This is a genomic window from uncultured Desulfosarcina sp. (assembly GCF_963664155.2).
Taxonomy (GTDB): Bacteria; Desulfobacterota; Desulfobacteria; order Desulfobacterales; family Desulfosarcinaceae; genus Desulfosarcina.
Map to the genome: position 1 here is coordinate 548,689 of NZ_CAXXXH010000001.1, position 12,752 is coordinate 561,440.

Consider the following 12,752-nt stretch of genomic DNA (forward strand, 5'->3'; position numbering starts at 1 on the left):
GATGAAGATTTTCGAAAATAACCCACGCCGGTTCCACCTGTTGGATGCTCTATTTTGGGTGACCCTGCTTGTCAGTTGTCTGAATGCCGGTCAATCATGGTCTGAAGAGGCGCCTTTTAAAATCGGCGTGCTTGCCATCCGAGGGCCGCAACAGTGTTTAGCCAGCTGGTCGCCCACGGCCGACTATCTCACCCGGCAGGTTGCCGGCAGGCGATTTGTCATTGTACCGCTGGCCCATGACCAGATCTATCCCCGGGTGCAAGCGGGAGAGGTCGATTTTATCCTTGCCAATTCAGCCTTTTACGTGGGGCTGGAGTACTGGTACCGGGCCAATCGCATTGCAACGCTGAAGGAGCGGCGGGCCAACGGTGTGTATACGCGCTACGGCGGCGTTATTTTTTGCCGCAAGGATCGAAAAGAGATCCGTACCGTGGGCGATCTCAGAGGAAAGTCCTTCATGGCGGTTTCCGAATCCTCACTGGGCGGATGGCTTATGGCCTGGCGGGAATTTAAGGAAAATGGGATCGATCCTTACCGCGACTTCAAAGCACTCCGCTTCGACGAAACCCACGACCAGGTCGTGATGGCGGTCCGGGATCGGCTGATCGATGCGGGCACGGTGAGAACCAATACGCTGGAAGATCTCAGCGCTGAAGGCAAAATCGACCTGGACGATTTTTACGTGTTTCCCCGGCTTCATGAAGCGGATGGTCCCACGTCTTATCTGTGCACCACACGAGAATATCCCGATTGGCCCATGGCCAAAGTCCGGCACACCGCTGACGAGTTGGCCGAGAAAGTCGCCGTGGCCCTGCTGCAAATGCAGCCGGATTCGCCCGCGGCCACGGCGGCCGGGTGCGCAGGCTGGACCATTCCCTTGAATTATCAACCGGTGCACGACTGCTTAAAGGCCTTGAAGGTCGGCCCGTATAAAGATCTGGGCAAAATCACCTTTACCGATGTGCTGCACAGCTATGGACACTGGCTGGTTTTTACCGGCGCGGCCTTTTGCATCCTGGCCGCCTTCACCGGCGTCGTCCTGAAACTCAACCGCAAGATCCAAGCCTCGCATGTGCGCTTGAAGGTTGAAATGGATCTGCACAAGCAGAAGGACCGGGAATTAAAACAGGCCAAAGAACTGGCCGAAACCGCCACCCGGGCCAAGAGTGAGTTCCTGGCCAATATGAGCCATGAAATCCGTACGCCCATGAACGGCGTCATTGCCGCAACGGAACTGGCCCTTGGCGAAGCGGTGCCGCCAAAAATCGAACACTACCTGAATATCATTCACACGTCGGCATATTCGCTGCTGGGCATCATCAACGATATTCTGGATTTTTCCAAAATTGAAGCCGGCAAGTTCGAATTGAAAGATCGGGTTTTCAGGTTAAGCCAGGTGTTTGACCGGGTCATGGATCTTTTCGTCAACAAGGCAGCCGAAAAAGGCATCGAACTCCTGGTGGATATCGACGCAGACACTCCCAAGGTTATCACGGGCGACCCCCTGCGGCTGCAGCAGATTCTGACCAATCTGATCAGCAACGCCATTAAATTCACGGAATCGGGCGGCGTGATTCTGCTGAGTGTCAAGGCGGTGACTGAACCGGCGGCCGGAGCGGCGGCCGACGACGAGGTCATTCTCACCTTTTCCGTGAAGGATACGGGCACCGGCATCGCTCCGGAATACCTCGACCTGCTTTTCGAGCCCTTCAGCCAGGCCGATACCTCTTCAACTCGCAAATACGAAGGCACCGGCCTGGGATTGAGCATCTGCAAGCAGCTGGTAACGATGATGGGTGGCGACATCGCTGTGGAAACCGCGTTGGGCCATGGCAGCACCTTTTTCTTTACGGTACGGTTGCACCGGCCGCCTTCCAAAGCGGACACCAAGCTGGTGGTTCCCCCGGATATTCAAGGCTTGAACGTACTTGTGGTCGACGATCTGGCCGACAGCAGAACCATCATGCGCAAGATGTTGGCGTCTTTAGGTTTCAGGGTTGAAGCCCTGGCTTCCGGACCGGAAGCGCTGAGCCGGTTGCATAACCATTCGCTGCGCAACAACCCCATTGATCTGATCATGATGGACTGGAAGATGCCGTCCATGGACGGCATCGAAGCCTCCAAAAAGATTCGGCAGGAGTTGAAGCTGTCCATGCCCATCATCATGATGACCGCTTTCGGCAAGGAAGAGCAGCGCATCGAAGCCGAGAAAGCGGGAATCAATGGCTTTCTGACCAAGCCCATCTATCCGTCGACGCTGTTTGATGCCATCATGGACGGTTTCGGAAAATCGGGCGGTAAGGAAACCGGTCGGAAAAAACAGTTTACGACGAGAGCCTCAATCTACCGAAAGCCTCTGAAGGGGATTCGGATTCTGGTGGCCGAAGACAATCCCACCAACCAGCAGGTGGCCCAGGCCATCCTGGAGGGCGCCGGAATCGCCGTCACCATCGTCAACAATGGGGAGGAGGCCGTGCAGGCCATCCGTGATACCCCGTTCGACGCGGTGCTCATGGACATTCAAATGCCCAGGATGAACGGCTACGAAGCCACCCGGCAGATTCGTGAATTGCCGCAGGGGGGGGCGATTCCCATCGTTGCCATGACGGCCCACGCCATGAAAGGCGACGAAGAGAAGTGCCTGGAATCGGGCATGGACGGTTACATCTCCAAGCCGGTCAATCAGGATCGCCTGTTTCACACGCTCTGGCGGTTGCTGCGGACCCGCGGGCGTTTATCCGAAGGGATTGCACCGGAAGAAGATGAGGCCCCCGCCGGTCCGGAAACCGATGGTAGAGAATTTCCGGAAGACGAAGTTCTTATTGCATCCGGGAAATCCCCTGAAAATGGCGGGAGCCTTCCGGTGAGACTCCCGGGAATCGACATCGCGCAGACCCTTGCGGCACTGAATCTGGACGGCCCTACGTTCACCCGCATCCTGATCGGCTTTCACGCCGATAACCGGAAGACCGCACAACAATTAAGACAGGCATTTACCGTCAACGATCCGGAACAGCTGCTCCAGCTGGCCCACGGCCTCAAGGGAAGCGCCGCCAACATCGGAGCCGCTCGTCTGAAAAGGACCGCACACGCGCTGGAAGATGCCTGCCGCAGGGATTCTTCCGCGAATGTCGAACGTTCTCTCCTGGAGGGGTTGATCGCCAGCGTGGCGTCCGCCCTGGACCAGGTCCTCGAATCGATTCAATCGCTGGAGCAATCCGAAGCCGGGGATGCGGCCGAACCGATACCCGCCAAAACCGGTCTGCCGGTCGATGCGCTTTTGAAACAGCTGGCCGAAGCCATTGACCGGGCAGACCCGGAACCCATCATGGAAATCATGCCCGCCCTCAGGCAACAGGCTGACCGATGCGGAGATATCGATCCGTTCAGTCTAAAAACGCTCGAAGACCAGGTCAATCGCTACGACTATGACCAGGCATTGGAAACGATACGGAAAATCAGGATGGAAACCGAAAGCCAGTGAACGATCCTTTGCAAAAGTTGACAGGGAGCCCCATGAATACTTCGCGACCTTTGGTTCTGATCGTTGATGACAACGCCACCAACCTCGACCTGTTGGTAAACACCCTGAAAACGGAATACCGCCTGGGCATCGCCAAAAATGGTCCCAATGCCTTGGCATATGCGGCTAAACATAAGCCGGACCTGCTGCTGCTGGATATTATGATGCCGGAGATGGATGGCTACGAGGTGTGCACGCGGTTGAAAGCCAATCCGGGGACCGCGTCCATTCCGATTATTTTCATCACGGCCATGAGTGAAACCGTGAACAAAACCAGGGGCTTTGAATTGGGTGCGGTGGACTATATCACCAAACCCTTTCACGCCGCGGAAGTCAAAGCGAGGATTCGGACGCATTTATCGCTCAAGGAAATGAGGCTGCAACTCGAATCCCAGAACGTGCGTCTGGAGCATCAGGTTGCGCAGAAAACAGTCGAAATACGCGAAATGCTCAACGCCAGCATTCGCAGCATGGCCCTCATGGCGGAGATCAGGGATCCCTACACGGCCGGTCACCAGCAGCGGGTTGCCCAGCTGGCCTGCGCCATCGCAGAAAAAATGGGCCTTGACCCAAAAACCATCGAGGGTCTTCGCATTGCCGGAATCCTCCACGATGTAGGCAAGATCCGCATTCCCGTTTCCATCCTCAGCCGGTCCGGCAGTCTGCTGGACGCCGAGTTCGAAATGCTCAAAATTCATTCCCGGGTCGGTTTTGACATCCTGAAAAACATACCTTTCCCTTGGCCCGTCGCCCAGATCGTCCTTCAGCATCATGAACGTCTGGACGGCTCGGGCTACCCGCAGGGCCTGAAAGGAGAAGAGATTCTGCTGGAGGCGAGAATATTGGCGGTCGCCGACGTCACTGAAGCCAACAGCTCTTTTCGACCTTATCGTCCCGCCAACGGGATCGAGGCCGCCCTGACGAAAATAGCCCAAAAAAAAGGCAAGCAGTATGATGCCGATGCGGTCACGGCCTGCCAGGAACTGTTTGCCGGAGAAGGCTTCGAATTCGACACCGGCAGCGCGCATACCGACCCCTTGCTTTGAGCCCCTGTGGACTTCGGCGTTTCTTCTCGGTTGGTTTCAATCCCTGAAAAAAGATCGGGTAGGATCATCCCGGAACCTCCACAAAATCGGTTGCCGTGGAGATGCTTTTGTGCCTATTTATCGGACGATGTCAACTGGCAGTGAATCTGACGATAGCAATCATAATAACAGAACACCTCATCCGTGACGGCGATCAATCATTGCATGCGAAACTCTATCGAGGAAAATCAAATGACCGGTCAGGCGTATATCGAAATCGAAGGGGGAAAGCCCCTATCCGGCAGTGTTTGCGTTCAGGGGTCCAAAAATGCGATTCTGCCCATGCTGGCCGCATCCCTGCTGGCTGACAAAGGATGCAGTGTGATCCGTAATGTGCCGCCGCTGAACGACATTCTCGTGGCTTTTGAACTCATGCGCCATGTGGGCGCCACGGTGGACTATTTTGCCAAGGAAAAGGTGGTCTGTGTGGACGCCACCCACCTGACCCGGTCGGACCTTCCCGAATCGCTCACCTGCCGGCTGCGGGCATCGGTGCTCTTCATCCCGCCGCTGCTTCAACGCCTCGGCGAAGTCAGGCTGCCCAGTGTCGGCGGCTGCCCCCTGGGGGCCCGGAACCTGAACTACCATTACCGGGGATTCGCCCGGCTGGGGGCGCGGATCATCAGCGGCGAAGACTTTGTCATCAGCGGCGAAGACTTTACGGGCAATACCATGTACCTGGATTTTCCCAGCCATACCGGCACGGAGAACCTGATGATGGCGGCCTGTTTTTCAAAGGGCGTCTCTGTCATCGAGAATGCCGCATCCGATCCCGAAATCTATGATTTTGCCAATTTCCTGATCAAAATGGGCGGCAAAATCCACGGCCTGGGCACCCGGACCCTGACCGTAGAAGGCGTGCCGGCTTTGAATCCCATCGACCACTACGCCATGAACGACCGGCTGGATGCCGGCCTTTTCATGATGGCGGCGGGGATTGCCGGGGGAAAGATTTCCATTATCGGTGTGGCCCCTGGAGACTTGCGGATTCTCATCGAAAAGATGATGCAGATGGGAATCGACATCGGCATCAACGGCCATGTTCTGGACGTGTCTTCCCCGGGCAAACACCTGAAGCCGGTCAACATACTCACCTGCCCCTACCCCGGATTCGCCACGGATTTCCAGCCGGCCATCATGGCCCTGTCCTGCATTGCCGACGGGCAGAGCTATATCCGGGAGCGCATATTCGACAAGCGCTTCAGCCAGGTGGCCGAGCTGAGAAAACTGGGGGCGTCCATCGATCTTGATGAAGAGGACGGCCTGGCCATCGTCAACGGCCCGACCACGTTTAACGGAGCGGACACCAATCCGGACAACATTCGGGCGGCCTCGTGCATTCTGCTCGCCGGCCTGGCCTGCCCGGAAAAAACCATCATCCGGAACGTCTACCAGATCGGCCGGGGACATTTCGACATTGAAAGCCGATTTCAGCAGATCGGCGCCAGCGTCAAAGAAAAAGTGATTTAGCAAAAACCTTCCGATCGGATCTCAGCGGCATCCTGATAGGCGATGGCATTAAAGCGATCCGCTTTACTGCAACGGCCTCCCCTTACCCTGACTTCCTGCCGCATGATCATACAGGCAGTATTTCGAATTGCCCGTTCGGGCTTCCTCCACGCATCACCACTGGGGCAACTACCCCCTGCATCCCTGTCTGCTTTTTTTACAAGCTGTTAAATCCAACGATGGAAATCCACACCCCCTATCGTGACGGTCAGTCTTTCCTATTGAATTGTTTGTTAAAAATTACGCCCAAACGATGGCATAACAGTTGCTCACCTGAGTAATCACAAGGGATCGGTTATCGGCCCCGTCGGTTGGTCACCAATTGCCCTGTTCGTAACTACGGTGACGCACCGAGATTGCCGAGGCGCTCGGATCGCAAGGCGGGAGAAGCGAATTTAGCAGTGTTATTGGGGCGCCGAGCAACGCGGCGAGTCGGGCTGCATCGACGATCGAATGCCATCGTATTTATGAATAGGGGCACTAAGGCACCTTAACGGTAATCAATACAACTCGAGAAGGAGGAGCATGACAATGAAGCGTACAATTTATAAATGGTCAGGCATATGGGCAACAATATGGATGCTGCTGCCGAGCATGGTACAGGCCTCGGGAGACAAGGCCACCAACATTGTGGTGGTGGCGGACACCCGTCGGGTGACCGGTGTGATGCACTATTTCGCAAACCTGTACAACACGGATATTGTCATGTTCGCGGTCTGGACAGTGGTGCTGACGGCGGCCATGGGCTGCACGCTGGGCTTCCTGATGGATTTCATCATGTCGCGCACGGGCCTGGATCTTAAATCCCGTAAAATTGTCGAACATTAAATTAAGGAGGAACACGTTTATGGACGCTTCTTGGCTTTATATGTATATGCCCATTGCCGGCGTGGATATCTTCTGGCCGGGATTGGTTTTAATCGGTTTTTCGGTGGGTGTCATCGGCGGTTTTTTCGGCATGGGTGGCGCCTGGATGGTGACCCCCGGCCTGAACATATTAGGATTTCCCATGGCCTTTGCCATCGGCACGGATATCGCCCACATTGCCGGCAAGTCCATGATTTCCACCATCCGGCACTCCAAATTCGGTAACGTGGATTACAAACTGGGCTTTGTAATGCTCATCGGCACCATGACGGGCATCGAATGCGGCGCCCAGATGATCATGTGGCTGGAGCGCATCGGCCAGGTGGGCCCGGTGGTGCGATGGGTTTACGTCGGCTTTCTGCTGCTTATCGCCATCATGGTCTTCGCCGACTACGCCAAAGCAGTCAGCAAGAAAAAAATGGGCGTGGTGGACGGCGAAAAAGGCACCGAAGGGTTCACCTGGTACAAAACCCTGCATAAGATCAACATCCCCCCCATGGTGCACTTCAAAGTCTCTGGCATCTACTGCTCGGCCTGGCTGCCCATCATCGTCAGTTTCATCACCGGTGTGCTCGCGGGCTTTCTGGGAATCGGCGGCGGCCTGCTGCGCATGCCGGCCCTGATCTACTTTATCGGCACCCCCACCCACATCGCTGTCGGCACGGACCTGTTCGAGGTCATGATTTCCGGCCTTTACGGAGCCTTCACCTACACCCTGAAGGGCCGCATCGAGCTCGTGGCGGTGTTCGTCATGCTCACCGGCGCAGCCATCGGCGCCCAGATCGGCACCGTGGCCACCAAATATGCCAAAGGCTACGGCATCCGGCTGGCGTTCGGCACCGCCGTACTGTGCTGCATGATCTCCATCATCTTAAAGCAGTTCAAGTTCGAAACACCCGCCGCGGTGCTGATCCTGAGCACGATCGGCATCATCTGCATCTACATCATGTCGATCATGTTCAAGGGCGCCGCCCAGGAACTCAGGGAGAAGAAAAACCGCGAACAGGTCACCGTAAAGGTCTGAAAAAGGAGAGCATCCAATGAGAAAAACCAACCTTGCATCCTGCCTGATGGTCATCGGAATCGCCGTATGCCTGATTGCCGGCGCTGCCGTGGCCGCCGAGGTCAGTCAGGGAAAATGCATCCAGTTCGACCAGACATCCAAACAAATTACCATCGAAGCTTACGACATCCAGTTCAGCAGCCAGTTCCCCTACGGGCAGCCATCGGGAGAAAATGAAGTCTTCGATGTCTCCGGAGCAGCCATCGGCATTCATCCGGAACCGGGTGACATCCTGCGCCTGGCCTGGGTGAACAAGGACGGTGTCAAATCGGCCCTGAAGGTAATGAACGTCTCCAAGCAGGATTTGAGAAAGAAATAAGGCCCAAACCGACCGGCAGGCGCCACCCATAAAAAAGGCTCTGCCGGTCTCTCCCTTTACAACTTAAGGATATTATCTGCCATGTTCGAACCGCGACACATCTCCCAGGAAGACCGCCTCAACGGCAGACAGCGCACCGTCGTCGTGATGATGAACCTGATGCTGCTTGCCGAGTTGACCGTCTGCATGTACCTGGGCCAGCAGGATCCCGACAACCTGACGGTTTTTTTCCTCAAGACGTTCCTGCCGATGGCCGGGGCAACCCTGATTATTGCCCGCATCCTGATCAAACGATTGGCCGATTGCGCTCCCGGTCAGGTGGCACGATGATGAACCGGCTATGGCCGTTTCGCCGCCTGATTTCCCGTTGCGGCGCCGTTATCGGCATCATCTTCGTGGTGTCCGCCATGGATACCTTTGTTTCCGGCCATCTGGACCGGAAAAACATGATACGGGTCGTGACCGGCTCTCGCCAGCCGGTCAGCGGGGATCTGAACCAGCCGGTTCGCCGAATTTCCGACGTGCAATACCAGCTCGACATGCCCGGGTTTGAACTGACCGTGGTAGAAGTGAAGGGCCGTTTCTGGCGAGGCATGCTGACGGTCCCTCCCGATCTGCCCGAGGGTGTTTATACGCTCAAAGCCTCTGTCGGCAAAGGCTCCGATCCCTCAGAAGCAACCGTTTATCCAATCACCGTCTTCACATCGATCGGCGCCATGAACGCCAGTAGCCCGTCCCTGTTCCGCCGGACCCTCGGGATCGCTCCGTGGTGGATATCTGCGGCGGCGCTGCCGCTGCTGACTGTCAGCCTGGCCCTCTCGTTTCACCTGACCACCCGCCGGGAAAACCTGCTCATGGACCAGGGTCTGGCACCGATCATAAAAATGGCCCGCCGCAAGGATCATTGGGAACTGGCCGCAGCGCCGGCCCGAAAGCATCGGGTCGCGGCCGGCAATTGCCTTGAGGTGGTGGACGGGAACATGCAGGCGGTGGCGCAATTGATAGTAACCCGCATTGAAAATGAACAGATTCTCGGCCGGGTGGATTTGTCGGCACCCCTCACACCGGACGGATTCGTGCGTATTTCCCCCCTGTGCAATCCGGCTTAAGCCATTCAACGGGCGATGGTGTCGTCGGGTTGTTTTTCGTCAGGTGAAAGGTGATAGTTACCGTTTAGAAAACAGCGGGCCATCTCACTCACCAGGCCGTCGCTGTGCATGAGCATATCCATCTGGCGGGTAAAAATCAGCAGCCGCCCCAGCCAATCGAGTTTTTCCGCCAATACCGAGGCTCCCTGTTTGGCGATGCGGGCGGTAACGCGATCGGCCACCGTATTCACCAGAAACCCCAGTTCGATCAGCACGGTTTCGATCACCCTGGCCCGCCGGCTGCGCCGGACATCATCGGCGGCTCCCCCCTTGAACTGAAAATTGATGTAGTTTTTAGCAGTCGTTTTTCCTAAATAGCAGTCCAGAACGCTGTAGTGATAGCCCACACGGGAACTGAAATTCATGTAGCGGTCCGAAATGATGGCGTAACTTCGATCGCCGAACCGTTCGTTGGACCGGTTGGGGGGTTCCACCATCTGCCGGGCCATCACCGAAAAGAATCCGCCCAGATGAATCGGCCGCGGCTCCCTACTTTTCAGGTCATCGTTGAGCATTCCCTTGAGCAGCGCGGCAAAGGGAACCGAGGTGACCTGATCCGCGGTAATCCGATGCAGGCGGGTCGAATCCACGCTGAGGCCACCGCCCAGATCGATGACGTAAAGATCCAGAGGCAGCTGGGCATCCAGGCGGGCGGAAAGCCGTCCACGGTCGCTGACCAAGTCGCCCAACTGAAAAATCTCTTCATAAGCCTTCTCGTGGACGAATCGCATGATGTCATGGATGGTATTGCAGTAGGCCGGGGCGAACCCGGAGGATTTGGGGTCTTTGAGATTCAAAGGTACAATGGCATCGGCCCGCCGTCGCAGGTCGTGGTAGGCAGGCGTATTGACCATGGCGCCGGACGTTTTGAATTCCGTATCGATCAGCTCCGGGACGCGGCCGGCATAAACCCTGCCGTTGAATGCATCTACGGTGACTTCGGTACCCGGTGACAGGATGGATGTGATATTTTTCAGATTGAGGATGGTGGGAATCATGTATTCCCGGGTCAGCGAGGCCATGTGGCCGGTGATGTTCCCCGAATCGGTGAGGATCGCCCTGGCCTTGGACATGGCCATGACCAGCTGGGACGACGACTGGGTGCTGACCAGTACCGCGCCGTCGGGGAAGGCTGCCACATCGGCATCACCGCGCACCTGAAACACCGGCCCGCAGCCAACGCCGGCGCAGGCGATCTCTCCGCCTTCTGCCAGCACCATATGGCCGGGAATCGAACCGGCCCTGCGCCCGTGGGGGTTGGATTCTGCAGTTTGCAACCGCAATGGCCGTGCCTGAAGAATAACCAGGCGGCCCTGTCGGTCAAGGGCCCATTCGATATCCTGGGGTCCGCCGAAATAGGCTTCCAGGCGCATCCCGTAATCGGCCAGTCGCCGGGCCTGGTCCTCTGTCAGGCACGGCTGGTGCCGGTAATTTTCGGGTACCGGCGCATCTTTGACCTGTCCGTTGCCATCGGTGACCAGTTGCCTGTGTTTCGGGACCTGGACGGCTGAAAGCAATTGAGGCAACCGCTCTTTGGACAACGTATACGTGTCCGGGGGAACGATGCCGTCCACGGCATAGGGACCCAGGCCCCAGACCGCATCGATCAAAATCCGGTTTTCCAAGGGGTTAACGGGATTTTGGGTAACCATTACCCCGCTGGCCAACGCATCGATCATCTCCTGGCAGGCCACCGCCATCACCGCGTCCTCGAAGGTCATGGCCATGTGAAGCCGATAGGCAATGGCATGGGCGGAGAAGAGGCTGGCGATGATGCGTCTGTATTCGGACAGGATCCGGTCATGCCTCACATTGAGTACCGTCAGGTACTGGCCGGCAAAAGAGAGGGCGCTGTCTTCACCCAGAGCGCTGCTGCGCATGGAAACTTTCACCGGCCCACGATCTGGCCCGACCGCCTGAACGAGCTGATCATGGGCATTGAGGATGACTCGTGCCAGGTCGTCGGGAACATCTGCCGCCAGGATTTGCGCCTGAATCGCTTCACTGACCTCCACAATGGTTTCGGTTTCGATGAGGTCTGCCTTACGCTTCATCCGCAGTATAGATGCGCCCAGGTCATTGGCTTGAATAAAATGCCGGAAGGCTGCGGTGGTGATGGCGAATCCTCTGGGGGTGGGAATCTCCAGGACATTCGTGATTTCACCGATGTTGGCATTTTTGGCGCCCACCAGCTCCACCGCATCCCGACGCACAGCCCCGTATGGCAGGACCAGCGGTTGTTTTCCGGGTGCTGCCGGGGGTCTGTCCACGGTATCCGATGTGATTCGGTTAGAGATGTCGATCAACTTTTTTTCTAGTACCGGATAGGGTCGCCCCGACATATTCTCCAGACAACGCACCATGCGGGACGCATGAAAAAGGCTTCTCATGCTCAGCGCCTCGATATAAGACGGCCCGAACACGGTCTGTCCGTCCAGCTTCCGTTCGATATCGGCAATAATGGTGAGCAGTTCGGTATTGGAGGCCAGCAGGGTCTGAAAATTGGCATACTTGTCCTGAAAAGCGGCCATAAGCCGTTCTCGGGAAGGGCTGTCCGTTCCCGTTCTACCAAACCAATCTCGAATTTTCTTCAGAAGTGTCATTGGTCTCCCATCTGCAGTGTTGAAACAGCAACCCTATCCCGCTTTCAATCAGCAATTGACATGCCATTGCAAGAGAAATCCGCTTATCCTGCAGGCAGCCTTACCCATCGTCCACCGACCGCGTTTTTTCACCTGGGGAACAGGCAAAACCGCATTGAAACATGTCAGAAAAGTTTACCGGCTGTAAAACTTCGGTCGAAGGCCTTACTGTATGCTTGACTTTGCCGACATCACTCATTAAGGTGTCGGCATACACAGATGCTGGGGGTGCCCCACAATGGGGCTGAGATGGCGCAATGGCGCTGACCCTTCGAACCTGATGCAGATAATACTGCCGTAGGGAAGCACGACAAGAAAATGCGTTTTCGGATCTTTTTGTCAGGCTTGCCCTTCCGGGCAGGCCTTTTTTTATTTGTGAGGCGGGGAGACAACCATGGACATCCGGCTCAATGGGCAAAAGACAACGGTGCCGGCTGGCATCACCCTCGGCGATCTGATCCGGGAAAAAGGCCTGGACCCAATCACCATCGTGGTGGAGCATAATATGACGATCCTCACGGAGGCCGATTTCAACCAGACGCCCCTGAAGGAAAACGACGCCCTCGAGATCCTCAGGTTCGTGGGCGGAGGATGAA

At 56.5% G+C, this 12,752-nt stretch carries 10 protein-coding genes and 1 riboswitch; of the genes, 9 read left to right on the forward strand and 1 reads right to left on the reverse strand.

Annotated elements, in window-relative coordinates; translation table 11 throughout:
* Nucleotide 1 precedes the first annotated feature (1 nt).
* The 8 genes from ACHZBS_RS02550 (at nucleotide 2) to ACHZBS_RS02585 (ending at nucleotide 9,475) form a co-directional block, all read left to right on the forward strand.
* Nucleotides 2–3,484: a response regulator gene (locus ACHZBS_RS02550; protein ID WP_319404961.1), complete on the forward strand. Its 3,483-nt coding sequence runs from the start codon at nucleotides 2–4 to the stop codon at nucleotides 3,482–3,484.
* Between the two features lie 32 nt (nucleotides 3,485–3,516).
* The gene (locus ACHZBS_RS02555) at nucleotides 3,517–4,569 is read left to right on the forward strand and encodes an HD domain-containing phosphohydrolase (RefSeq protein ID WP_319404962.1); all 1,053 of its coding nucleotides are present in this window, start codon (nucleotides 3,517–3,519) and stop codon (nucleotides 4,567–4,569) included.
* A 231-nt stretch (nucleotides 4,570–4,800) separates the two neighbouring features.
* Entirely contained in the window at nucleotides 4,801–6,078 is a 1,278-nt protein-coding gene (gene murA / locus ACHZBS_RS02560; protein WP_319404963.1) for a UDP-N-acetylglucosamine 1-carboxyvinyltransferase, read from the forward strand.
* Between the two features lie 570 nt (nucleotides 6,079–6,648).
* A complete protein-coding gene (locus ACHZBS_RS02565) occupies nucleotides 6,649–6,945 on the forward strand; it encodes a DVU0150 family protein (protein ID WP_319404964.1) in 297 nt (98 codons plus the stop codon).
* Nucleotides 6,946–6,964: 19 nt separating this feature from the next.
* Complete coding sequence (locus ACHZBS_RS02570) at nucleotides 6,965–8,008, forward strand: sulfite exporter TauE/SafE family protein (protein ID WP_319404965.1); 1,044 nt, start codon at nucleotides 6,965–6,967, stop codon at nucleotides 8,006–8,008.
* A gap of 16 nt (nucleotides 8,009–8,024) precedes the next feature.
* Nucleotides 8,025–8,366 (forward strand): hypothetical protein, encoded by a 342-nt coding sequence (locus tag ACHZBS_RS02575; protein WP_319404966.1) that lies wholly within the window; start codon nucleotides 8,025–8,027, stop codon nucleotides 8,364–8,366.
* 81 nt (nucleotides 8,367–8,447) lie between these two features.
* The gene (locus ACHZBS_RS02580; RefSeq protein ID WP_319404967.1) at nucleotides 8,448–8,696 is read left to right on the forward strand and encodes a hypothetical protein; all 249 of its coding nucleotides are present in this window, start codon (nucleotides 8,448–8,450) and stop codon (nucleotides 8,694–8,696) included.
* On the forward strand, nucleotides 8,693–9,475 hold the full coding sequence (locus tag ACHZBS_RS02585) for a hypothetical protein (protein ID WP_319404968.1): 783 nt from the start codon (nucleotides 8,693–8,695) through the stop codon (nucleotides 9,473–9,475). The genes ACHZBS_RS02580 and ACHZBS_RS02585 overlap by 4 nt, the downstream gene beginning before the upstream one ends.
* A 5-nt stretch (nucleotides 9,476–9,480) precedes the next feature.
* On the opposite strand, the gene ACHZBS_RS02590 is transcribed toward ACHZBS_RS02585, so the two are convergent.
* Nucleotides 9,481–12,117, reverse strand: a complete 2,637-nt coding sequence (locus tag ACHZBS_RS02590) for a PEP/pyruvate-binding domain-containing protein (RefSeq protein WP_319404969.1) — start codon at nucleotides 12,115–12,117, stop codon at nucleotides 9,481–9,483.
* 253 nt (nucleotides 12,118–12,370) lie between these two features.
* A riboswitch (TPP riboswitch) is annotated at nucleotides 12,371–12,477 on the forward strand.
* Nucleotides 12,478–12,550: 73 nt separating this feature from the next.
* Here ACHZBS_RS02590 and thiS point away from each other — a divergent pair.
* Nucleotides 12,551–12,751, forward strand: a complete 201-nt coding sequence (gene thiS / locus ACHZBS_RS02595; RefSeq protein ID WP_319404970.1) for a sulfur carrier protein ThiS — start codon at nucleotides 12,551–12,553, stop codon at nucleotides 12,749–12,751.
* The last annotated feature ends 1 nt before the right edge of the window (nucleotide 12,752 follow it).